This window comes from Paenibacillus sp. FSL M7-0802, from assembly GCF_038004945.1.
Taxonomy (GTDB): domain Bacteria; phylum Bacillota; class Bacilli; order Paenibacillales; family Paenibacillaceae; genus Paenibacillus; species Paenibacillus polymyxa_B.
Window position 1 is genome coordinate 351,886 of sequence record NZ_JBBOSD010000001.1, and the last position, 21,118, is coordinate 373,003.

Annotated in this window: 26 protein-coding genes; 4 read left to right on the top strand and 22 right to left on the bottom strand. The window is 45.1% G+C overall.

Annotated features, from left to right (window positions below):
• Positions 1-28: 28 nt before the first annotated feature.
• From fosB to murI, 3 genes are all read right to left on the bottom strand, one after another.
• Entirely contained in the window at positions 29-451 is a 423-nt protein-coding gene (gene fosB / locus MHB54_RS01875; RefSeq protein ID WP_340981371.1) for a metallothiol transferase FosB, read from the bottom strand.
• Positions 452-465: 14 nt separating this feature from the next.
• Complete coding sequence (locus MHB54_RS01880; RefSeq protein WP_338533503.1) at positions 466-1,314, bottom strand: phosphotransferase; 849 nt, start codon at positions 1,312-1,314, stop codon at positions 466-468.
• Between the two features lie 92 nt (positions 1,315-1,406).
• Entirely contained in the window at positions 1,407-2,261 is an 855-nt protein-coding gene (murI, locus tag MHB54_RS01885; protein WP_053325296.1) for a glutamate racemase, read from the bottom strand.
• Positions 2,262-2,501: 240 nt separating this feature from the next.
• Between murI and MHB54_RS01890 the strand changes: the two genes are divergently transcribed.
• Positions 2,502-3,128, top strand: a complete 627-nt coding sequence (locus MHB54_RS01890) for an FMN-dependent NADH-azoreductase (protein WP_025723667.1) — start codon at positions 2,502-2,504, stop codon at positions 3,126-3,128.
• Positions 3,129-3,273: 145 nt separating this feature from the next.
• Here the strand turns inward: MHB54_RS01890 and MHB54_RS01895 are convergent, their stop codons facing one another.
• From MHB54_RS01895 to zwf, 8 genes are all read right to left on the bottom strand, one after another.
• On the bottom strand, positions 3,274-3,783 hold the full coding sequence (locus MHB54_RS01895) for a hypothetical protein (protein WP_071558829.1): 510 nt from the start codon (positions 3,781-3,783) through the stop codon (positions 3,274-3,276).
• A gap of 173 nt (positions 3,784-3,956) precedes the next feature.
• Positions 3,957-4,112, bottom strand: coding sequence for a hypothetical protein (locus MHB54_RS01900; protein WP_023988309.1), 156 nt, complete (start codon positions 4,110-4,112; stop codon positions 3,957-3,959).
• A 757-nt stretch (positions 4,113-4,869) separates the two neighbouring features.
• The gene (locus MHB54_RS01905; protein WP_025723669.1) at positions 4,870-5,955 is read right to left on the bottom strand and encodes a lactonase family protein; all 1,086 of its coding nucleotides are present in this window, start codon (positions 5,953-5,955) and stop codon (positions 4,870-4,872) included.
• Between the two features lie 69 nt (positions 5,956-6,024).
• Positions 6,025-6,471: an OsmC family protein gene (locus MHB54_RS01910; RefSeq protein ID WP_013310026.1), complete on the bottom strand. Its 447-nt coding sequence runs from the start codon at positions 6,469-6,471 to the stop codon at positions 6,025-6,027.
• Positions 6,472-6,526: 55 nt separating this feature from the next.
• Positions 6,527-7,735 carry an MFS transporter gene (locus MHB54_RS01915; RefSeq protein WP_340981372.1) on the bottom strand — a complete coding sequence of 403 codons (1,209 nt, stop codon included), beginning with the start codon at positions 7,733-7,735 and terminating at the stop codon, positions 6,527-6,529.
• 380 nt (positions 7,736-8,115) lie between these two features.
• A complete protein-coding gene (locus tag MHB54_RS01920) occupies positions 8,116-8,790 on the bottom strand; it encodes an SOS response-associated peptidase (RefSeq protein WP_071558831.1) in 675 nt (224 codons plus the stop codon).
• A 156-nt stretch (positions 8,791-8,946) separates the two neighbouring features.
• Complete coding sequence (gene gnd, locus MHB54_RS01925; RefSeq protein WP_053325295.1) at positions 8,947-9,840, bottom strand: phosphogluconate dehydrogenase (NAD(+)-dependent, decarboxylating); 894 nt, start codon at positions 9,838-9,840, stop codon at positions 8,947-8,949.
• Positions 9,841-9,894: 54 nt separating this feature from the next.
• On the bottom strand, positions 9,895-11,397 hold the full coding sequence (zwf, locus tag MHB54_RS01930; RefSeq protein WP_340981373.1) for a glucose-6-phosphate dehydrogenase: 1,503 nt from the start codon (positions 11,395-11,397) through the stop codon (positions 9,895-9,897).
• A gap of 290 nt (positions 11,398-11,687) precedes the next feature.
• Here zwf and MHB54_RS01935 point away from each other — a divergent pair, with 290 nt between their 5' ends.
• Positions 11,688-12,008, top strand: coding sequence for a winged helix-turn-helix transcriptional regulator (locus MHB54_RS01935; RefSeq protein WP_007430161.1), 321 nt, complete (start codon positions 11,688-11,690; stop codon positions 12,006-12,008).
• A 142-nt stretch (positions 12,009-12,150) separates the two neighbouring features.
• Positions 12,151-12,480 carry a hypothetical protein gene (locus MHB54_RS01940; protein ID WP_340981374.1) on the top strand — a complete coding sequence of 110 codons (330 nt, stop codon included), beginning with the start codon at positions 12,151-12,153 and terminating at the stop codon, positions 12,478-12,480.
• A gap of 10 nt (positions 12,481-12,490) precedes the next feature.
• Here the strand turns inward: MHB54_RS01940 and MHB54_RS01945 are convergent, their stop codons facing one another.
• The 7 genes from MHB54_RS01945 to MHB54_RS01975 form a co-directional block, all read right to left on the bottom strand.
• Positions 12,491-13,414 (bottom strand): NAD(P)/FAD-dependent oxidoreductase, encoded by a 924-nt coding sequence (locus tag MHB54_RS01945; RefSeq protein ID WP_340981375.1) that lies wholly within the window; start codon positions 13,412-13,414, stop codon positions 12,491-12,493.
• A gap of 236 nt (positions 13,415-13,650) precedes the next feature.
• Positions 13,651-14,253 carry a nitroreductase family protein gene (locus tag MHB54_RS01950; protein WP_025722870.1) on the bottom strand — a complete coding sequence of 201 codons (603 nt, stop codon included), beginning with the start codon at positions 14,251-14,253 and terminating at the stop codon, positions 13,651-13,653.
• A 106-nt stretch (positions 14,254-14,359) separates the two neighbouring features.
• Positions 14,360-14,638, bottom strand: a complete 279-nt coding sequence (locus MHB54_RS01955; protein ID WP_013310018.1) for a hypothetical protein — start codon at positions 14,636-14,638, stop codon at positions 14,360-14,362.
• A 130-nt stretch (positions 14,639-14,768) separates the two neighbouring features.
• Positions 14,769-15,095, bottom strand: coding sequence for a (2Fe-2S) ferredoxin domain-containing protein (locus MHB54_RS01960; RefSeq protein WP_023988299.1), 327 nt, complete (start codon positions 15,093-15,095; stop codon positions 14,769-14,771).
• Between the two features lie 35 nt (positions 15,096-15,130).
• Positions 15,131-15,631: a metallophosphoesterase family protein gene (locus MHB54_RS01965; RefSeq protein ID WP_023988298.1), complete on the bottom strand. Its 501-nt coding sequence runs from the start codon at positions 15,629-15,631 to the stop codon at positions 15,131-15,133.
• Between the two features lie 23 nt (positions 15,632-15,654).
• Positions 15,655-16,089, bottom strand: a complete 435-nt coding sequence (locus MHB54_RS01970; RefSeq protein ID WP_013310015.1) for an Rrf2 family transcriptional regulator — start codon at positions 16,087-16,089, stop codon at positions 15,655-15,657.
• 97 nt (positions 16,090-16,186) lie between these two features.
• Positions 16,187-16,564, bottom strand: coding sequence for a DivIVA domain-containing protein (locus tag MHB54_RS01975; protein WP_023988297.1), 378 nt, complete (start codon positions 16,562-16,564; stop codon positions 16,187-16,189).
• A gap of 144 nt (positions 16,565-16,708) precedes the next feature.
• Between MHB54_RS01975 and MHB54_RS01980 the strand changes: the two genes are divergently transcribed.
• The gene (locus MHB54_RS01980; RefSeq protein ID WP_340981376.1) at positions 16,709-17,278 is read left to right on the top strand and encodes a TraR/DksA C4-type zinc finger protein; all 570 of its coding nucleotides are present in this window, start codon (positions 16,709-16,711) and stop codon (positions 17,276-17,278) included.
• Between the two features lie 92 nt (positions 17,279-17,370).
• On the opposite strand, the gene MHB54_RS01985 is transcribed toward MHB54_RS01980, so the two are convergent.
• From MHB54_RS01985 to MHB54_RS02000, 4 genes are all read right to left on the bottom strand, one after another.
• Complete coding sequence (locus MHB54_RS01985) at positions 17,371-18,375, bottom strand: Gfo/Idh/MocA family protein (protein WP_023988295.1); 1,005 nt, start codon at positions 18,373-18,375, stop codon at positions 17,371-17,373.
• Between the two features lie 19 nt (positions 18,376-18,394).
• The gene (locus tag MHB54_RS01990) at positions 18,395-18,757 is read right to left on the bottom strand and encodes a helix-turn-helix transcriptional regulator (protein ID WP_013310011.1); all 363 of its coding nucleotides are present in this window, start codon (positions 18,755-18,757) and stop codon (positions 18,395-18,397) included.
• Between the two features lie 264 nt (positions 18,758-19,021).
• Complete coding sequence (locus MHB54_RS01995) at positions 19,022-19,660, bottom strand: CatB-related O-acetyltransferase (RefSeq protein WP_340981377.1); 639 nt, start codon at positions 19,658-19,660, stop codon at positions 19,022-19,024.
• A gap of 164 nt (positions 19,661-19,824) precedes the next feature.
• Entirely contained in the window at positions 19,825-20,997 is a 1,173-nt protein-coding gene (locus MHB54_RS02000) for an acyltransferase (protein ID WP_076294863.1), read from the bottom strand.
• Positions 20,998-21,118 lie beyond the last annotated feature (121 nt).

Genomic DNA, 21,118 nt, shown 5'->3' on the forward strand with positions numbered 1-21,118 from the left:
CCTACACGTCAATATCGATAACACTTACTCAATCATAAAAAGTCATATGCTTTTTATCGTTTCTATAATAGTTCAAGCGGTCCTGCAATTGTCCTGTGTGGAATTCAAACTTATGTCCGTCTGGATCTGTAAAATAGACCGACCTTTTGTCCTGTTCATTCCGCTCTCTTCCGGGCAAAATGGTGACATTAAAAGTTCTCAGCTTGTTAAGCATGCTCTCAAAATCCGCTTCCGCTACCGAAAATGCAATATGCGTATAGGATTGATGAATTTCATTTCTTGGGATATCCTCCTCCACATTGAGGGCCAGCCACATTCCCAAGCAGTCCAGGTAAGCCAACTTACATCCTTTAACGAGCAGTTTTCCATCTAGTATATTCTGATAGAAATGTATAGACTTCTCCAAATCAGACACCGAAAAGCAAATATGATTCCACCCTTGTATGCTCATGTTCCCTATTCCTTTCAGCAAATCCTGTCTAGCCAATAGGTCCACGCTTCTGTATATTGATCTAGATCTCCCGGATGATGCCGAATGCAGGTAGCAATACGAAAGTATAATCCTTGTAGTACCTCCCTGTTCAGCTCGTATTCCCCTGTCATCTCCGGCCCAAGCTTCTCTAAGGCAGGCAAAATAGTATCGACGATCAGCCTATCGGGTGAAGAACAAAAGGCGTATATCAAATCATACAGAGGCTCTCCCACGACTGGGTCAGGATCAATAATGCCTGTCAACGTACCATTTTCGGCAAACACAAAATTATGTACTCCACAGTCACCATGAAGCAAATATTTAATATTCCGTTGCGGCGATCCGGCCACAAGGGTATGGACGAACCGATGATCCTCTGGGGGTAAAACGTCTTGTATGATCTTTTCAGATTCCTTCGTTCTGTGCAGCAGAAAATCTCTCCATTCCACAAACGGGTGGTCCGGATAACCATAATGACGTTCCTCACCAAAAGGCTTATAGTGCGAGATCACCTCCGTCGCCAGACGAAGTAACAAATCGCTTTTGTTTCGTCCATGATACTGTGTGAGCCCTGACCTAAACGTGTACACCAAATAACGGTGCAACGGATCTACATAAACCAAACGCGATAGCTTCTCAACCTGTACATAGGTATGTAAGAATTCTGCCTCGGCTTCTACGACAGCGGGATCATTTTGCTTAATCACGTATCGCGGCTTAGTTCCGTCCATGACAACAACCACTTTGCTCGAAGTTCCGCCGGTCAGCGGTTTGAGATTTCGCATATGGCTTTCAAGCACGCCCGTTTCGTGAAGCTCATTCAGGATCAGTTGAACATCCATCTTACGCCCTCCCCCCATGCGTCTGATCAACAATGCGGCTGGCGATTTGGATATTTCATTAAGATCCAACACGTTCGCCAGCCGCTCTTCTTTTAAAAATAAATCTTTTCATGCTCCGCATAGATTTCAAGCGCCCGCTCCATCTTATGCACATAGGTCTCATCCTGACTAGAACATAGAAATGTAATGTGTCCCTCCTGCGATGGACCGGATTTTGGCGAAGGCTCCAGCAAATTACGCTCAGACAACACCTGTTTCAACCGTCTAACTGTTCCCTGGCTCCCGTCAATTAACTGAATATGAGAAGGCAGTAGTTCCCTTAGAATCTCCTTATAAAAAGGATAATGAGTACACCCCAATACCACCGTACCGTATATGTCGAGATTGAACGAAGACAGCTCCCGGTTAAAATATTCGGACATTTCTGCCCGGTCAAAATTCAACTGTTCGCAATACTGTACTAACTCCGGCAGAGGTAGTGAGTCCACGCTCCCATGATCGTCAACTCTGGATACCAGCGCTGCATAACAGGATTGTTTCAAGGTCAATGGTGTGGCTAACACCAGAACTCTTTTACCATTGGATCGGTTCATCTCGACCGCTGGCTTCACTGCTGGCTCCATACCAATAATCGGAATAGGATATTCTTTCCTTAGCTCCGCAACCGCGATACTTGTAGCCGTATTGCAGGCAATTACCAATGCCTTAACATCTTCTTTTAGAATCGTTTGTACTGAAGCCTTGACATAACCAAGCACCTCTTGGGGAGTTTTCGTCCCGTAAGGCACATGAAGGGTATCCGCCATGTATACAAAATTTTCGTTTGGCAAACGTCTTAGTGCCTCGGACAATACTGTAATTCCACCCAATCCTGAATCAAAAAAACCTATCTTCAAGCTACTCACCTTTTTTCGTTCAACTATTGTGCTATATCTTGCTGGCACCATGTTCATTTTCTTCTTCGCCTACTCAAACCATTCTCTTCATTAAACTTTACATTTAAATTTTACCGCAAAACTGATATTTTGCAAAAGAAACACGTAAAATTTTCAGTGTAAAAAATAAAGTAGCTTTTCAAAGTAAATTTAATATAAAAGTGTTGACAGATATTATCTTTATATTGTAATATTACTTGGTAACTTACTAACTTAACTTACTTATTCAACTTACTTAGGGGGAAATAAATCATGTCTAAAGTATTATTTGTCAAAGCTAATGATCGTACAGCTGAAGAATCTGCAACAGTTAAATTGTATAACGCCTTCGTAGAAAGCTACAAGTCTTCCCACCCAACTGATGAAATCACTGAGCTGGACCTGTTCTCCGTCGAGCTTCCTTATTTGAACGCTAACATGATCAACGGCACGTTCAAATCCGCTAGAGGCATGGAGCTGAACGCAGAAGAAGCTCGCCTGGCAAACATTGCTAATGGCTACCTGGATCAATTCCTGGCAGCAGACAAAGTCGTATTTGCTTTCCCGCTCTGGAACATGACGATTCCAGCTGTACTGCATACGTACATTGACTATCTGAACCAAGCTGGTAAAACATTCAAATACACTGCTGAAGGTCCTGTTGGTCTCGTAACTGAAACTAAAGTAGCCCTGCTGAATGCAAGAGGCGGCGTTTATTCCGAAGGACCAGCTGCTGCAGCTGAAATGTCTTTGAACTTCATGAACAACATCTTATCCTTCTTCGGAGTGAAAGACATCGTGAAAGTTGTTCTGGAAGGACATAATCAATCTCCAGATCAAGCACAAGAAATCGTTGCTTCTGCTGTACAACGTGCAGTAGACACAGCAAAATCGTTCTAATCATATATTATGAAGAGAAGAGGATATCCGCGCCCTATATGGGCTGGATATCCTCTTTTTTTGTTATAAAGTATAAAAAAACACGTGCTCCCCTGATCTATAATCAAGTGAAAGCACGTGTTTGTGAAATGAGATTACTTCTATTTTAAGGAATGAATTGCTGCACGATTTTTATAACTTTACCCTCACGAAGCGTAATATGGTATGGAAATTGACTGAGGTCCAGAACGTCCTTTTTAGCAAAATCTTTCTCAAACTGTGCCAGAGGAATCGATTCGTTCCATTGCACGTCTGTATCTTCTATGTTACCCGTGTGATCATAAATCTGCACCTCTACTGAAGCATCTGGTGCAACCTGATACACGTCATTTTGCACGGAATTGTTTACGATGTAGTAGCCATCCGGAGCTCCATCCAATCCTGTATTTCCTTCATGCTCCACAAATGCTTTGTCAGCTGCCGCGCCTTCATACCATTCAATCGGGTCTGCCGACAAATAAATTTGTCCTTCACGAATCTCCATTTGGTTTATATATACGGTCTCCTGATTTTCAGCAGCTGCTACAGGCGTGTAGCCTTGCGCTGTTGCCCCTGCCGTCGTAATCAGCATCATCATTAAAGCCAATACGGTCCATTTCGAAGCTAGTTTCATCATGTCTGATCTCTCCTTGCCGTTTGGGTATGTACACGGTGTCTGTAAGCTTCATTACCCTTGTGTACTTATCATAAACGTTGCACGGTTAAAAAGTGTATCAGATACATAAAAAAGAAGTTACGATTTTTTAAGACTTGGTCTTAAAACTTGATAACATGTCCTATTTGTCTTTGCTATCTTAATAATCCGACCTGACGTGCCTGTTCTTCGGTGAGAATAAACTCTTCATTTTGCCATACTTCGTCCTCTTTGGTCACAGCAAACATCCCCATGATCTCTGTCCATATTCCTTTGTCGACGGCTTCCTTTTGCGTAATGATAATTTTCATTTCGTTTCCTCCTTTATATACTCTTATCGGTCTGTGAGGCCCACTTCGCGATCAGATGGTTTCTCCGATCGCTATATATTTTAATGGTTAAAATCAAGTTCCAAAGGCGAACGCTATCGCTTCTCCGAAATCCATCTGCCCGCTTCGTTACTCAGTTTATCCTTGCCATTGCTCATTTTTCATGAGTTTGCCTCTAAAAAAGCCAACGACCTAAACTAATACTTAGGCCAAATATAATACTTTTATTTTAAGCCTCTAACCCTTATATGGAACTCACAATGCTTGTCCTAGATTTGCATTATCGGATTGAGAGATTCTTGTCCCGCTTATAACATATGTACCCTTTTCCTGCCGAGATTATTCGTATCTTATTTGTAACCATAAAATTTTATATTATTTTTGTAGGTAGTGACTTCTTTTGAAATGACTAAGCCCTAAAATAAAAACGGCTGTAGGTTATCCTACGAGCCGTTTTCACTAAAAAATTTTCTATGCTTGGTTAATCTATCAGTACCATCAACATATACGTATTCATTTATTGTTTCTGCATAAAAAAATGGTCGCCAAAAGCACTAAAGCAGCGGAGAGGACGGAATTGTTCTGAAGAAGCGGAGCGTTCGCCTTTGTCCCCGGATTTCTACCCTTGAACATACAATCGAGAAATCCGGGGGCAACAGCGACCGGAAGAATGATCCGTTCTCGTAGCGGTCACAAGCCGCATACCGTTACTTAGTTACCCCTAATGTTTTCCTAATTTTTACACGGAAAAGTAAAAAGGCTGTACGCATACTGGCTTGGACACGGTTACTTGTTGCCCAGTGTAGGTCAAGCGTCCACTTGCCTTGTCCACTTTGAACGTAACAATGTTGTTGGTGTCGCGGTTGGCCACGAGCATATGGTCACCATTTGGAGTCAAAGCAAAATGGCGTGGATGCTCTCCTTCGGCAGATACATGCTCGACCAAGCTCAACTTGCCAGTTGCTCCGTCTACAGCGTATACCACAATGCTGTCATGCCCGCGGTTGGAACCGTACAGATAAGCTCCATCCCCCGAAATCGCAATTTCAGCAGTTGTGTTTTCACCTGTAAAATCAGACGGCAATGTCGGTACGCTCTCAAGCTCAGTGAGCTTGCCAGCCTCTGCATCGTATGCAAAAGAAGTAATGGAAGAATCCACTTCGTTAATGACAAAAGCAAATTTACCATTCGGGTGGAACGTCAAATGACGTGGACCTGCACCTGCATGAGTTTTCGTTTCACCATGAAGCACCAGTTGTCCTTTGCTGTCATCAATGGTGTAAACGCGGATCAGATCCAGGCCGAGATCTTGTACGAACAGGAAGCGGCCATCCGGACTAAAGAAACTGGAATGTGGATGTGGACGATCCTGACGTTCAGGATGCGCTCCTTTGCCCTCATGCTGTTTAACATCCAGCAACTCACCGATACGTCCGTCCTCAGTCAGAGACACCAGTCCCACCATACCTCCGTGGTAGCTGACTACAATAAGGTAACGATCAGATGGATCACGCTGAATGTGGCAAGTTGTTGCACCCACGTTTTCCGCACGATTCAGCAATGTAAATGTTCCTTTAACTGGGTCAATTTCGAAAGCAGAGGCTTCGCCTACTTTCGCTCCTGCAGCAGAAGTCGTCTCTCCAATGGAATACAGCTTCCGATTTTTGACGTCCACATTCAGGAATGTAGGATTTTTCAAGCCGGAGAACTCATCCTGTAGTGTAAGTGCTCCTGTCTGTTCATTAAAAGTGTACGAATAAACTCCGTTACCTTCCAATTCGGCGTAAGAGCCTGCGAATACGAGCAATTTTTGTTGTGCTGTCATGGTTGTGTCCTCCTTGGATTAAAAAAATGATGGGCAATTGGAATGATTGCTCCTGTTACAAATATCGCTTTAAGAGGCGCGCTCCACCACGGGCTCTGTGGACAACGCCACATTTCCCGCTACGGCACGCGAGATCATGCATGAGGTTTCTGCCTGCTCTGCCAGTCGCAATGCTTGTTCGATCTGCGATTCTGTCGCATCGGCGGCCAATTGAACCTGCGGACGATGCACAATTCGGCGATATGTAAAAATATTGTTCGTTACATCGACAATCCCTTCGGATTCCAGCGCCAGTGATGCCACCGGGAGACTCGCGCGCTCCATCATAGCCGCCAACGTAATCAAATAGCAGGTAGCGGCGGCACCGAGCAGCATTTCATCTGGATTGGTGCCCACACCAGGGCCTCCCATCTCAGCCGGGATCGAAATTGCAGTCCGCAACTGTCCAGCCTCAATACGGCCGTCGCTGTTGCGCCCCCCGTTCCAGTCTGCCTTGAGCAGAAAGGTATGCTCCATTTCAGGTCACTCCTCTCTCTTATATTATGAATCTTTACACAGGTGAATGTAAAGGTTAGTCAATCTCCTGGTTTTTGGTTTCCGTACCCAGCAACCATACAGCCACTGCTCCGATCAAGATAGCTACGAAGAAAATCACAAAGATAGATGGTAACGCTACGCCTTGTCCTACGAGTATACCGACCGCAAAAGGCCCGATAACGCCTCCAATACGGCCAAACGCAGCCGCCATACCCACACCGGTAGAACGGACCGCTGTCGGGTACAATTCCGGAGTATAAGCGTACATGGCTCCCCAAGCACCGAGATTAAAAAAGGACAAGCAGATACCAGCAGCTAGCAGCATTCCCGCCGTTTCCGAGGTGCCGAACCAAATGGCGGACACTGCTGTGAGCAGCAAGTAGATGATCAGTACGAATTTGCGCCCCAGCTTTTCAATTAGATAGGCGGCGGTAAAGTAACCTGGTAGTTGCGCAAGCGTCATGATCAGTACATATTCAAAGCTTTTAACCAGTTCGAAACCTTTCATAAACATAATGCTCGGTAGCCACAGGAACATGCCGTAGTATGAAAATACAACTGTGAACCATAAAATCCACAGCATCAGCGTAGACTTGCGATTGGGTCCCGACCAAATCGCAGCCAATCGTGCACGCAGCGGAAGTTTAACGCTTTGCTGCTTGTAACGCGGTGAATCCTCAATAGCTCTGCGCAGATAAAGAGCGTACAGCGCAGGTACTGCGCCGAGAATAAATGCCATTTGCCAACCATACTTTGGAATAACAAAATAAGCAATAAGAGCCGAAAGGATCCAGCCTGCCGCCCAGAAGCTTTCCAGCAGCACAACCGCTCTTCCTCGTTCTTTCACAGGCACTGATTCTGACACCAGCGTCGAAGCAACAGGCAATTCCCCGCCCAAGCCTGCACCAGCAATAAAACGCAGCACCAGCAGCATTCCGAGACCTGTCGCAAAAGCGGATAAGCCGCTGGCAATAGAAAAGATCAACAATGTCCACACTAATATGGCGCGTCTGCCGTAACGATCCGCCAAAATCCCCGCCAAAGCGGCTCCGAACACCATTCCTATCGAATTCATTGCAGTCAGCAGTCCAATTTGCTCAGATCCCAGATGCCACTCCTTTGCCAACGCTGCGACTATAAATGAAAGCAGCCCCACATCCATAGCATCAAACAACCAGCTGAGCCCTGCGCTAAACAGTAATTTTCTTTTTTTGGCTGGTGGTAATGAAGTTAATTCACTCATGATTCGCTCTCCCTTAAAAATATATCGTATGTAGACGTATATTCAGGTGTCTTGTCACCTGTAGCCTAGCATCTATTGTACCGTAAGCTTCCTTAATCTGCGAGCTTTTTAACACAGAAAAAAACGGAAGATTGCCTACGGCAATTCTCCCGCCTTCTGGAACCTGCCACTTACCGGTTTTGGACCAGACCGATGATCGTCACCATGAGCACTAGCAGCTGGATGAGTGTATCGTTACTCATTCCAATCGCCTCCATCCCATATGAGATACTCCTTCGGCCGTTTCCCCTCTCCCCGGATCATGACGCTTGTTCCCCAATACATACCTATGCAGGTGGCGGGAAGCTTATGATCAATAATGGATGAAAATCTCCATACGTTTAAGGTTTAATCCAGGACCACTGCAAATCCATTTCCTGAATACATTCACGGTTATCATGTTCATCATTGGCCACCAGTGGGGTCACTGGATAGATGCTCATGTCGCCTTGCTCATACGTGCGCAGTAGAGGCAACAGCTCATCTATGTTCTGGACAGACGGGTCCAGCCATGAATCTATATGATCAGCTTCCAAAATAGCTGGCATACGGGTATCGAATTCACGTATATCCGTATTGGCATGAACTGTCATCATCGTACAGGTGCGTAAAGGCTCCTTACGACTATCCTGCCATACTTCATATAGCCCCGCGACCGCAAACATCTTCTGTTCCGGCAGTACCACCCGTACAGCACACATGCGTTTACCCAATTTGCGCCAATAATAAAATCCATTGCATGGAATGATACAACGTCGGGTTTCCGCCATCTTGCGATAACTCGGATTTACCCGAACTGTATTCAAGTCTGCATTGACACAATCCTTGCCCCAGTAGGGAATAAATCCCCAGCGAAATTCATCAAGTACCCGTTCTCCATCCTGATGCAGCACAATTGGAACATGCTGAGTGGGACTCATGTTATAGCGTGTTTTGTAATAATACATCACCCGTTGTATACCAAAATGATCCCTAACCTCATTCAAATCAGCCGATAACGAAAACCTTTTGCACATATGCTATTCACCCTTCCGCCTTTTTCACCTATTGTGCGGATATACAAGGAAAAATATGCATATGCAGGTTTTGCAAAAATCCAATAAACGACAAAACATATAGCAATATCCCCGCAGTTGTGAAGCTACGGGGATAGATACTAGCTTATATCGTTATTACTTCTTTTCTACCGCGTGACCGCCAAATTCATTGCGCAGCGCAGCAACCACTTTCCCGTTGAACGTGTCCGCATCAAGAGAACGGTAGCGCATCAGCAGGGACAAAGCAATGACTGGAGTTGCAGCCTGAATGTCCAGTGCTTCCTCAACCGTCCATTTTCCTTCACCAGAAGAGTGCATAACCCCACGGATTTCGTCCAGGTTTGCATCTTTGGAGAATGCACGTTCAGTCAAGCCCATCAGCCAAGAGCGAATAACAGAACCGTTGTTCCACACACGCGCTACTTGTTCATAATCAAAGTCAAAGCTGCTTTTTTCAAGCACTTCAAATCCTTCACCGATGGAAGCCATCATGCCGTATTCCACACCGTTATGAACCATTTTCAGAAAATGTCCGCTTCCGGATTTACCTGCATACAGATATCCATTTTCCACTGCTGTGTCGCGGAAAATAGGCTCAACAACCGCCCAAGCTTCCGGATCGCCACCGATCATGTAACAAGCGCCATTGCGTGCGCCTTCCATCCCGCCTGAGGTCCCAGCATCCATGAAGCTGATACCATATTCTTGAAGACGGGCATGGCGAGCAATAGACTCTTTGTAATGAGAATTACCACCTTCAATAATGATGTCCCCTTTGGACAACATCGGTTGAAGCTGATCCAGCACAGAATCCACAATTTGGTGAGGAACCATAATCCACAATACTCTAGGGGATTGAGTTGCCTGTACAAGCTCTTCCAATGTGGAAGCACCTGTAGCTCCATAATCCTTCATTTCTTGGATGGCGGCTGCATTGACGTCGTAAGCCACAAGTTCATGCTTATGATCGATCAAATTTTTCCCGAGATTTAAGCCCATTTTTCCCAAACCAATTAATCCTACTTGCATTGTAAAGGCCTCCTGCCGTAGCAAACATATTTTGTATATACTTTCTTATTGATGTTAAGAACGAGCGACTGCTTTTTCAGTGCTTTCGGACTTTTCGTCCAGCCACCATGTAAAGCCTTGCTCTTCCAACAATTGATCTGAAGCTTCTGGACCGTAAGTGCCTGCTGCATACGTATGAAGTGGAACCTCACCACGAGCAAAAGCTTCCAGTACAGGTTGAACCCACACCCATGAAAGCTCAACTTCGTTCCAATGAGCAAAAAAGGTGGAATCGCCGCGCAGCGCATCAAAGATGAGGCGCTCATAGGCTTCTGGTACATCCTTGGCCTCGGAATGATAATTCATCAGAACCGTTTCCAGTTGACCAGCGTTTAGCGGGTCTCTGCTATTCAGACGCAGCGTTACCTTTTCATCCGGGTTAACATGGATGATCAGCAAGTTCGGGTCAGTCGGTTGCCCTTGAGCGGCATAAGGATCTGTGCTGTCCTTTTTGAATTCCACAACGATACGAGTAGATTTTTCTTTCATGCGTTTGCCAGTACGAATATAGAAAGGTACACCCGACCATTGTTCGTTGTCAATCCATAGGCGAGCTGAAATGAAAGTATCATTTTGTGAATCAGGACCGATGTCCGGCTCTTCATTATAGGAAGGAACTGCTTTTCCGTTGATCTCACCGTTGGTATATTGGCCTCTAACCACGTTGGAAGCAATGTCGGAAGGATCAAGTGCACGAAGCGCGTCCATCACCTTGCTTTTTTCGTCACGCACCTGATCAGCCGTGACATGTCCCGGCTTGTTCATAGCCGTCATCATCAACACCTGTAGCATGTGATTTTGTACCATATCACGAATAGCGCCGGAGTGATCGTAGTATCCCGCTCGCTCCTCCACCCCTACAGTCTCGGAAGCGGTAATTTGCACATTGGAGATGTATTGATTGTTCCATATCCCTTGAAGCAATGGATTAGCAAATTTTAAGGCTTCCAGGTTTTGTACCATGGGCTTACCTAAGTAATGGTCAATACGATAAATCTCATCCTCAGCAAATGTTCTGCTCAGGCGATCATTCAGCTCACGTGCTGATTCCAGATCATGTCCAAATGGTTTTTCGATAATGAGCCGTTTCCAACCCTTTGTTTCAGCTAAACCACTCTCCCGAATATTGAGGGCAATCACATCAAAAAATTCCGGTGCCACCGATAAGTAAAACATGCGGTTCCCCGGAATTCCCAAGTCATTTTCACGTTGCTCAGCAAGCTGCAGCAGCTTTTTATAATCTTCCGGGTGGTTGACGTTCAATGCGCTGTAACGGAAAGCACTTAAGAACTGGTCCATCTGTGCACGGTCTTCATTCACGTGTCTGGAAAAATCCTTAATGGATTGCTCTACATTACTTTGAAATTGCTCGTCCGCCACTTCACGACGCCCCATCCCAATTACAGAAAAGGAAGCCGGAATTTTACCTTCTACAAACAAATTATACAAGGCAGGGTAAATTTTGCGTTTCGCCAAATCCCCTGTCGCTCCAAATAAGACAAATGTCATTGAATCCATGAAATATTCCTTCTTCCCATTATAAAGATGAGGTTATTAAAAGTTACCTGAGGAATTAACGTAACCCATAATACACCCAAAATAAGGGGCAAGTCAATCAAATTTTAGCGAAATCGTGAACATTCGATACATCCTGTAATGATAACGTTTTCTGTGGTATGATTGACAAAAGGAAAGAGAAAAAACTGTTAAATATGTCACAGTTGATACAAAGCGTTATAGTTACTATTGGTATACAGAGTTACTTTTAGTATACTGTTTAAAACAACAATGAAATTGAGGGGATTCAGATGAGCGACGACAGGCAGCCTAAGCTTTTGTGCGGTAAGGTGGAACAGTCCTTTCAGATCATCAGCAAAAAATGGACCGCTCTCATCATTCATACTTTGATGGAACATCCCAAACGATTTAGTGAAATTCACGTCTCCATACCTGATCTTAGTAAACGCATGCTGAACGAACGCATCAAGGAACTAGAGCTTTCCGGCCTGATCCTTCGCAATGTCATCACAGAGCGGCCTGTGCGTACCGAGTATTCGCTGACACGCAAGGGTAAAGAGCTAGGTGATGCATTAAATGGTGTGGAGAGCTGGGCCGAGAGATGGCTTTAACCGCTAACAGGAGGTCGTCACACAGGGTCTCCTGTTATTGTGTTACCCCATGTGGATCATAATACAAACTATAGTACGAAAATAATGGAACAACCGCGCAGCAGCTCATGATTTCAGAATGAGCCAAGGAAGGATGAGAACGATGGCATTTGGCATTACCCGGCAGGAGCTTATGGCCTGGATAAGAGAGGTCAGTCGTGGTGAAATTGCTTTCCTGACACATTACTGGCTGGATGATCGCTTTCCAGGCATTACAACCGTCACCAAGGTGGGATGTTCTGATTTGGACAAGCTGCGCTTATGGTGCAACCATAACGGATTGAACCCCCAATATATTCATCAGCGTCAGCCCTATCCGCATTTTGATCTTATCGGCAACAAACAGACGGAAATTTTACGTAAGTACGGCATGAGCGATCAATTAAAACGCTTCGAACTTCAACTCCCAACGAGTACACACCCATCGTTCTAAACCGCAGCTCTCAGAGCTGCGGTTCTTTTGTTTTCATACCAGTTAATACCTTGTGTATCCAAATCGCTGACATAGCTCCTTCTCCCATCGCCACAGTCGCTTGCTCGGCATGAGCTCCTAAGTCCCCGGCTACCCATACATTTTCCACATTTGTCATTTTGCTGCGAGGATGAGTCTCAATATGCTTATTATGCAGCAGATGTACACCCAGTTGCTCCGCCAGCTCTGAATGAACGTGATTGCTGCCAAAGGCTAAAAAGCCCCGCTCTGCTCGAACCACATGTCCATCAGCCAGCCGCACTCCTTCAAAACAGCCCCATTCTCCGGTTATAATCTCTGAAATGGCTGCTTCCTTATAGCCAATCCCTTTTTCCCGCAGCTTTACGATCAGCTCGTCCGGCACCTCTGAACGCTCATGATTGACATAAACAAGTTGATCGGTGCGCGCTGATAAAGTCAGAGCCATGGAAGCTCCTGCTTTGCCTGCCCCCATAACGACCGTGCTGCGATCCTGAACCTCATAACCGTCACAATCCGGGCATACATATACACTGTTGCCCAAGCAGGCTTGTAACCCATCCAGCTTTGGAAAACGGTCCGTTAGCCCTGTCGCCAACAGCAGCGTTTTTGACGAATAGACGGATCCTGCCTCCACTTGAATGTCAAAAAGCTCATCTCTTTTGGTGGCTTTTACCGCCTTCCCTTCAACAAATTCAGTACCTAGTTTCGTGGCTTCACTGCGTCCAAGCCGTCGCAGCTCTTCACCAGAAATTCCGTCAGGAAAGCCCAAAATATTATGATACTGGTGGCACAGCGTAGATCGACCATTGCCCGAATCTATCACTAGAACTCGATGACTGCTGTATCTCCCCAATTGAATCGCTGCTTGCAATCCGGCAATTCCCCCACCAACAATAATGCAATCATAGTTCATAACTTTTCCTCCTTTGAATGCGCGTTATCCTAGACATCTGCATAAAATCGCAATAACACCTATGTAAACTTCTCATCCAATTTTAAACATAATATCACCCACTAACGGATGAATTAACCCCTGTGTCCGTATATATCAAAAGCTTACATGCCTTAAAAATGGAATGACAAAGAGCACTGTAGATAACCACAGTGCTCTAATCAGGCTGAACCTTAAACGTCATTTTATCGTGAACATTATTTAAATGTTTTTACGCGTTCCTCAACAGGCTGGAATTCTTTTTCACCTGGTTGGAATGTCGGTTTACCAAATGGCATTTCAGCAATCAGTTTCCAATGCTCAGGAATGTTCCATTCGTTTTTCACTTTTTCATCAATCAATGGGTTGTAATGCTGAAGGGATGCGCCCAGTCCTTCTTGCTCCAGAGCCGTCCATACAACCAATTGCAGCATACCATTAGATTGGTTGGACCAGATCGGGAAATTGTCCGCATAGGCTTCAAATTGTTGTTGCAGACCAGCCACCACGTTATTGTCTTCAAAGAACAAGACTGTTCCGTATCCGCTGCGGAAACCGTTCATCTTCTCGGCAGTAGACTTGAATTGCTCCTCATTGCCTACAACCTCACGCAAAATATCTTCTGTAATATTCCATAGTTTGTCATGATGCTCTCCAAGCAGCACTACAGCGCGTGAAGTTTGGGAGTTGAAAGAGGTAGGTGTGTACTTGACAGCTTCCTCTACAATCTCTTGAATCCGTTGGTCAGAAATGACCTGTTCTTTGCTAATACCATAATAGGAGCGTCTGTCTTTCAGAGCTGTGAAGAAGTCTTTAGCCATTTTGTTACCTCCTGAGAAAAATTAATTACTTTTCGTAACTTAATATACATTACATATATCTTAAAGTCAAGAGATTTCTTTTTAAATATTACCAGTTAGTTGATGATTATACGCCACCATTATATTTTTTCTCACTGGAAGAGGTGTGCTTGGTTGCATCCTTGTCTCTCTCCTCCTGCCTTTCCATCTTCAAATCCTCTACGGGAATGGCGTCTACCGTCTGCTCAATCTCAAAACGGTCAAACAAGCTTTCCTGCTCTGTCGGATACTGCTCTGCATGATCTCGATTGATCGACTGTTCCTGATGTTTAGACTCCGTTGTTCCTTTCCCCGTCTGTCCTTTCTGCTCATTCTGATCGTGCAGGTTATCTTCAAATGGGGCCATTTTACTTCCCTCCCTATCGGATTGATGTTCACAGTATACTTTTACCTTTCACATCGAGGATTAAACGCAAAAAAGAGAAAATCTCCGCAAAGATTTTCTCTACTCATGTTCTTATAGATGGTTGATTGGATTATTCCGAGCTGGATTTACCTGTACACTCATGAAAAAGATGAGGTTCCAGCTTCTCTCCCGTTACGAGCTTCTGCACCAGTTGAGTCCCCGAGTCGGGGGTCATTTGACCATACCAGTCCCCTTGAGGATATACGATCACAACCGCAGCATCATGACAACGCCCATTACAGCGAGTTCTGGTCGTGTGAATATATGCTTCTGCATTTTGTTTACGAATTTCATCCCGAATTGCCTGTGTAACTTCTTCACCCTCATGTCGCATACATGTGCCTCCATTGCAGATCAACACATGATGCTTCATCGGTTCTAATTCAAAAATGGCCATAGCTTCCCCTTTAATCAACAGTTGTTGGTTTTAAATCAATGTTTATCTGGATAAAGAACAAGCTGTGCTTCCATCTGACCAGCTTCAATCGTCAGCACGATAAATGAATATTCGTCTTCGCCACGTTTGTCCGTCGGAGACCCTGGATTAAGGACAAGCTGACCGTCAATCGTTTTGACCACCGGAATATGCGAATGTCCATAAATCAGGCAATCCAGCGTTTCTCCCTTAAACGTATTCAATGCGATATTTTCTGTCGTTCCTCGCCAGCCGTGACCGTGAACCATACCGATCCGCTTGCCTTCAACTTCAACGATTCGCTGATAGCCTAAACGCTCCACGATGTCCATTCCATCATTGTTTCCGGCAATGCCTTGCACAGGCGCAAATTCAGCTAGACATTCATATACGAACCAATCCGTCCAGTCTCCGGCATGGAGAATGAGGTCACTGCCTTTTAACTCCTGTACAAGCCGACTAGGCAACGCTTTGCTTCTATGCGGCATATGAGTGTCTGAAAGTACGATGATTTTCATATAAATTCTCCTTACCAGCGTCTTTACACGGATGAACTTTGTTGCCCCACGCGCTGCTGAAGTGCCTGCTCCAGATCTCGCAGCGTAACGGTCTCGAAAAACGCCTGTATTTTCTGCTCTGCCACGGTATATAAACCATCCAATAATGCGTCTATGTTCCTGCCTACCTCACAATTATGATTGCTGTCGGTATGGATGGCGAACAACGGACCTTCATCCTTGGTCGCCTCATAGATCATTTTCAGATTGATGTTTGAACTGGACATGCTTAGACGAAAGCCGCGTGCTCCAGGCGACGAATCCACCAAACCCGCTTGCTTGAGTCGGCTCATAATCCTTCTCACAACTACTGGGTTTGTATTGATGCTGGAAGCAATAAGTGACGATGTCATTCGCTCCGGTGCCCCTTCAGCCAGAAGAAGCAGACAATGGATACTAACGGAAAAATGGGTACTCATGTTAACCACCTTTATGTGTGTGCCTCATTAAATGTTTGGAAAAATGCTTGTTTCCATCATACCACAATAGAGGCACCAACACAGTGCTTACTGCACCTTACTCCGGAAAATAGTCATTTTCAGGACGTACTCGCACTTTTAATTGGCGTACACTATATTCCAACTGCTTAACGATATCCTCCAGTTGACGACGGTCCAGTCCATTAAGGTCGGCCGCAGGCTTGGGTGCATTTTTCAAATCACGTATGGTTGCCTGCTGCTCCTGCCACTTGTCCATCAGGTCGGCTATATTCGCATAAAAGCGTTCATAATCCTTGATCACTTCATCCAGAAAGGCATCCACCTCGTCCGGATCATAGCCGCGCATTTTATTCTTAAACTGTTTCTCATGAATGGAGAGCGCGTCCAGCTGAATGCCCAGTTGTTTAAACAACTGCTTTTGTTTATCCAGACGACGCTTCATATGTTCATCCATCGGTTATTCCCTCCTTAACACACTATTCTTTTTATATCACATTCTAGGCTGGGAATAAAAGTCTCTGCTGATTGCCCGGCCCTATGAACGGGTATAAAAGAGCATACGTGTCACTTATACAGACCACGAAGGGGAGAGATGATTATGAACCATTTGAACGATTCGCAGCTTGCAGAGCTGAAACATATGTTGCTGGAGCAGAAAAAGGATTTAGAAAAGCATTTTGAACAAAACGGTCAGGAAAACGCTCAATTGGGAGAAACACTGACAGATTCCACAGGTGAGCTCTCGTCCTATGACAACCACCCCGCTGATATAGGGACAGAAACCTTTGAACGGTCCCGTGATCTGGCGATTAATGATTCGCTGCAAGACGAGCTGGAGCAAGTCAATGCAGCCCTTCAACGGATGAAGGATGGGACGTACGGAATATGTGTGGAGAGCGGGGAAGAAATTCCTTTTGAACGGTTGCAAGCCATTCCATATACAGCCTATACAGTCGAGCACACGCCAACTCGAGAATTATCGAATGACCGTCCTGTAGAGGAACAGGTCATGACTCCGCCGCCCAAGGGTGCAGGTGAGGTTCGCCAACGGAATGCAGGACGATTTGACGATGCGGGCGCATGGGACGCCGTGGAGAAATACGGTACATCGAACTCGCCTGCAACTGCCGCCAAGCGTGATGTCACTGATTATGATGAATATATGTAATGCTATATGCTTATGTATTCGTTCATCTAAAAAAGCAGCTTGTCCTTTGGACAGGCTGCTTTTTATGTCTTTACGGGAATACAGTGATCCCGTTATCCAATTTCTATCCGTTTCCGACTGCGAGCTGACTCAATACAAGCATCGATTACCTTCATATTGCTCACCGCATCTTCTGGCTCATACGGCAACGGGACACCGTCAAGCACCGCTTTAGCAAAAGCATCCGCTTGCAGTTCAAAGGAATTAAAACCTTTCAGACGTTCCTCACGCGTGACCGAACCGACGTGGACGAAAATTTGCGGTACAACAGACGTTCTTTCCCAACCGAACATTTTGGGCATCGCAATCGTACCCTTGCTACCGAGAATTTCCATGTTGGAACGATTAGCTGCCCACATGCCACAATCGAAAGTAAGGTTGACTCCACCCGGAAATTCCAGCAAACCGGAAGCCATCATATCGACGTTGTCATGCTCCGGGGAAAATAAGGCATGTACCGTCACTGCCTCCGGTTCCCGATCCAAATACATACGAGCGGCTGATATCGGATAGACGCCCACATCATATAGCGAGCCGCCGCCCATGTTTTTATTAAAGCGCACATTATCTGCCTGATCGGTATTGTTAAACGTAAACGTGCAATGGATGCCGCGAATGTCACCAATTTCCCCACTATTGATAATTTCCTTAATTCTTCGATGTTTGGGATGATAGCGATACATAAAAGCCTCTGCAAAGATCACTCCTGCACGTTGACATGCTTCAATCATGCGGCTTGTCCCGGCCGAGCTAAGAGAAGATGGTTTTTCACACAAAACGTGCTTCCCAGCCTCCGCTGCCCGAATGGTCCACTCTTCATGCAGATGGTTCGGCAACGGAATGTACACCGCTCCGATTTCGGGATCAGCCAACAGGTCATCATAGCTTCCATAACTTTTCGGAATATCGAACTCCCGGGCGGCCTCAGCGGCTTTATCCGCATTACGACTAGCAATCCCAAGCACTTCTCCGCGTTCGGATTGCTGAATTGCCGGAATTACAGCGATTTGGGCGATCTCTGCAGTGCCTAAAATTCCCCATTTCAGCTTTCTACCCATCATTCTCATCCTTTCGTGGTTAGGAATAGTTGTCTTGTTCCGCTTTATGCAGCATACCTAAGCAACGGTCCAAATCGGCTTTGACCTGCTTCTTGTACAATCGGGCTTTCTCCTCCCCATCATCTGTAAAGTGATAGAGTACAATCTCCTGAAAATCCACGCGCGGGTCTGTTCCTTTCAATCGCTTGGTACGGTAAAAAACACCTTCCTGTACCAGCTCATGCAGCGCCCGGTAAACCTCGCTCTGAGGCGGAACATACCCAAAGCCACTAAACTCATCCTTCATCGATTCGAGCATCTGATATCCATAACCGCGATGCCTCTCCACCATTGTGATCAGATAAATTTTGATAAAAGCCCGCTGGGATATCATAAACGCCATTTCACAGCCTCCTCCACACCTTATTCGTGCACCTTATCTTCCATTATAAACCACTCTGCGTCCATACACTATTTCCTTTGATGATATGAGAGCGTATGAGAACCCTTCATCTCTTGTGACCTGTTTTAAGATGGCGAGAGATATAGAATGAGGCGATATAGAGTAGTGTGCGAAGCGCTGAGAAATGATTTTATTGTTTTTTCTATTATGAATTTTTCATATGTTGAAATAATATAACTAAAGCTAAAAAAATAGAGTTACAGATTACGAAGACTGGATTAATTGTTTTAAGGCCTCCGTATCGTTACTTGTCAAAACAGGAATATATTCTGTTATTTTTTGGATGTCCCAGTCCCACCATTTCAGGGTTTGGAGCATAGCTATAGTTTCCTCATCAAACCGATAACGAATTAACTTCGCGGGATTTCCTCCTACAATGGAATATGGCCGAACATCTTTAGTCACCACGGCATTTGACGCAATGATCGCGCCATCACCAATTTGAACTCCGGGCATAATGGTAGCGTTGTAACCAATCCAAACATCATTTCCAACCACAGTGTCCCCTTTGTAGCCCCCACTTAAATTGGGTAAACCAACTTCCCAATCTCCGCCAAACGCTCCAAAAGGAAAAGTCGTAAATGCATTTGTATTATGATTAGCACCATTCATAATAAATTTGGTTTTGGCTGCAATCGCGCAAAACTTACCAATCTTTAATTTGTCCCCTATAAAATCAAAATGATAAAGGACATTTTTCTCAAAATCCAAAGGGTTATCATCATCGTCATAATAAGTATAATCCCCGATTTCGATATATGGATTAACCACTACATTGTTCAAAAAACACAGACTTCTAATATTTTTCATTGGAAAAACACTTCTTGTATCTGGACCACTCATTTTGCGACCCTCCCATATGGATGTTCCTTCACCTAACTGGTAAAGGAACATCCAGTCTATCAGTATGCATACTATTAAACAAATGTAGATATAGAAAAGTATCCCTTGGCCTTAGTTCTTGGCTTTGGGATACTCATGTGAACATATGTGATTGGGTTATCAAATCAGGCTTGCTTTTGTAAGGCTGGCGGACCTCCAGTCGGGCGAGGACGAACCCGAAGCCCCACGATCCATTTGCCCAGAGGCAAGCGTGCCAGTAGCCATGTTCCGGCAACGGAAAAGATCATACAGAGAACGAACGAAGCCAGCGAACGAAGAACGTGGCTCCAGTCTGCAAAAAACGTCTCGTCAAAATAATAGGTCACACGCAGCATAAAGGCATGCATGAGATACGCTCCATAGGACAACGTTCCGATGGCCGTCAGCATACTCGCCGCACGTCCCCCCTTATGAGCAATCCACGTCGCTACCCGATAAGCTACAAAAATAGACGCGACGCAATATACAGCCATGACCGGACGCAGCAAAGACAAATAGTTAAAGGAAAGAACTGTACCTCGCGGCGTCTGGAACTGACCGATCATCTCATACAGTAAGTAGCCTGTAATCACGATAAACAACGGCCAGTATATCATCTGTGCTTTGGTTACCCAAGCATTCCAACGCTTGACGTTCATCCCGGCTGCCGCTCCTAACACAAAATAAAAGAAAAAGTAGATCACATTCCGGTCAGCGTACAGGGTAAACCAAGAGGTAATGACCGGAAGCTGGAGCTTATCCATCGCTTGGTATACGGGTCCAACGGCGAACATGAGCAAAATATATAGCACGCCGAATCCAGCCAATGCAGCGGGTCGCCATTTTGACGGCAGTAGCGCAGACAAATGACGGACCGCATAACGAAACACGGGAAATAACACATAACATTGGATAATCATAACGATGTACCATAGATGATAGCTGCTTTTCCCGTTCAATAGCTTCTGGAAAAAATCCAGCGGGTGAATATATCCACCACTTTGGGCAAGCTGATTTCCCAATTCGTATAAAAGAGACCATATGATATACGGAACGATGATGTCCATGAATCTTTTACGTAAAAACGTTCCGTACTTTAAGACCCCATCATAATTGTAAAATAGCACCATGCCCGTGATAAACACAAACACCGGAACTGCAAATTTGGAACACAGCAGTAAAAGTGTCATCAAAACCCCGTCCTGGATGCGCGCCCCCTGCGCAACCGCATAATGTGCGACGGAATGCTGAAGAACAACGGCGGCAAAAGCCAGCCCTCTTAGCAAAGCGACTTCGGAAATTCTCTCTTTTTGACTCATGTCACTCTCCTGTTACATCTAGCAATTTATAAATCCAGGATTTTTCAAAATCCTCAAATCTATTATAACGACAATTCTGTAAAAATATATAGAAGGATAAACGTGCCAACAGCAAGCAAAG

Excerpts from the sequence above, each read along its gene's own strand:
- MHB54_RS01995 (WP_340981377.1), bottom strand. The coding sequence starts at position 19,660 with ATGAGTGGTCCAGATACAAGAAGTGTTTTTCCAATGAAAAATATTAGA.
- MHB54_RS01935 (WP_007430161.1), top strand. The coding sequence starts at position 11,688 with ATGAGCGACGACAGGCAGCCTAAGCTTTTGTGCGGTAAGGTGGAACAG.
- MHB54_RS01950 (WP_025722870.1), bottom strand. The coding sequence starts at position 14,253 with ATGGCTAAAGACTTCTTCACAGCTCTGAAAGACAGACGCTCCTATTAT.
- MHB54_RS01890 (WP_025723667.1), top strand. The coding sequence starts at position 2,502 with ATGTCTAAAGTATTATTTGTCAAAGCTAATGATCGTACAGCTGAAGAA.
- MHB54_RS01965 (WP_023988298.1), bottom strand. The coding sequence starts at position 15,631 with ATGAAAATCATCGTACTTTCAGACACTCATATGCCGCATAGAAGCAAA.
- MHB54_RS02000 (WP_076294863.1), bottom strand. The coding sequence starts at position 20,997 with ATGAGTCAAAAAGAGAGAATTTCCGAAGTCGCTTTGCTAAGAGGGCTG.
- fosB (WP_340981371.1), bottom strand. The coding sequence starts at position 451 with ATGAGCATACAAGGGTGGAATCATATTTGCTTTTCGGTGTCTGATTTG.
- MHB54_RS01910 (WP_013310026.1), bottom strand. The coding sequence starts at position 6,471 with ATGGAGCATACCTTTCTGCTCAAGGCAGACTGGAACGGGGGGCGCAAC.
- gnd (WP_053325295.1), bottom strand. The coding sequence starts at position 9,840 with ATGCAAGTAGGATTAATTGGTTTGGGAAAAATGGGCTTAAATCTCGGG.
- murI (WP_053325296.1), bottom strand. The coding sequence starts at position 2,261 with ATGGTGCCAGCAAGATATAGCACAATAGTTGAACGAAAAAAGGTGAGT.
- MHB54_RS01960 (WP_023988299.1), bottom strand. The coding sequence starts at position 15,095 with ATGGCCATTTTTGAATTAGAACCGATGAAGCATCATGTGTTGATCTGC.
- MHB54_RS01980 (WP_340981376.1), top strand. The coding sequence starts at position 16,709 with ATGAACCATTTGAACGATTCGCAGCTTGCAGAGCTGAAACATATGTTG.
- MHB54_RS01915 (WP_340981372.1), bottom strand. The coding sequence starts at position 7,735 with ATGAGTGAATTAACTTCATTACCACCAGCCAAAAAAAGAAAATTACTG.
- MHB54_RS01895 (WP_071558829.1), bottom strand. The coding sequence starts at position 3,783 with ATGATGAAACTAGCTTCGAAATGGACCGTATTGGCTTTAATGATGATG.
- MHB54_RS01940 (WP_340981374.1), top strand. The coding sequence starts at position 12,151 with ATGGCATTTGGCATTACCCGGCAGGAGCTTATGGCCTGGATAAGAGAG.
- MHB54_RS01985 (WP_023988295.1), bottom strand. The coding sequence starts at position 18,375 with ATGGGTAGAAAGCTGAAATGGGGAATTTTAGGCACTGCAGAGATCGCC.
- MHB54_RS01975 (WP_023988297.1), bottom strand. The coding sequence starts at position 16,564 with ATGGATGAACATATGAAGCGTCGTCTGGATAAACAAAAGCAGTTGTTT.
- MHB54_RS01990 (WP_013310011.1), bottom strand. The coding sequence starts at position 18,757 with ATGGCGTTTATGATATCCCAGCGGGCTTTTATCAAAATTTATCTGATC.
- MHB54_RS01880 (WP_338533503.1), bottom strand. The coding sequence starts at position 1,314 with ATGGATGTTCAACTGATCCTGAATGAGCTTCACGAAACGGGCGTGCTT.
- zwf (WP_340981373.1), bottom strand. The coding sequence starts at position 11,397 with ATGGATTCAATGACATTTGTCTTATTTGGAGCGACAGGGGATTTGGCG.
- MHB54_RS01900 (WP_023988309.1), bottom strand. The coding sequence starts at position 4,112 with ATGAAAATTATCATTACGCAAAAGGAAGCCGTCGACAAAGGAATATGG.
- MHB54_RS01945 (WP_340981375.1), bottom strand. The coding sequence starts at position 13,414 with ATGAACTATGATTGCATTATTGTTGGTGGGGGAATTGCCGGATTGCAA.
- MHB54_RS01920 (WP_071558831.1), bottom strand. The coding sequence starts at position 8,790 with ATGTGCAAAAGGTTTTCGTTATCGGCTGATTTGAATGAGGTTAGGGAT.
- MHB54_RS01955 (WP_013310018.1), bottom strand. The coding sequence starts at position 14,638 with ATGGCCCCATTTGAAGATAACCTGCACGATCAGAATGAGCAGAAAGGA.
- MHB54_RS01905 (WP_025723669.1), bottom strand. The coding sequence starts at position 5,955 with ATGACAGCACAACAAAAATTGCTCGTATTCGCAGGCTCTTACGCCGAA.
- MHB54_RS01970 (WP_013310015.1), bottom strand. The coding sequence starts at position 16,089 with ATGAGTACCCATTTTTCCGTTAGTATCCATTGTCTGCTTCTTCTGGCT.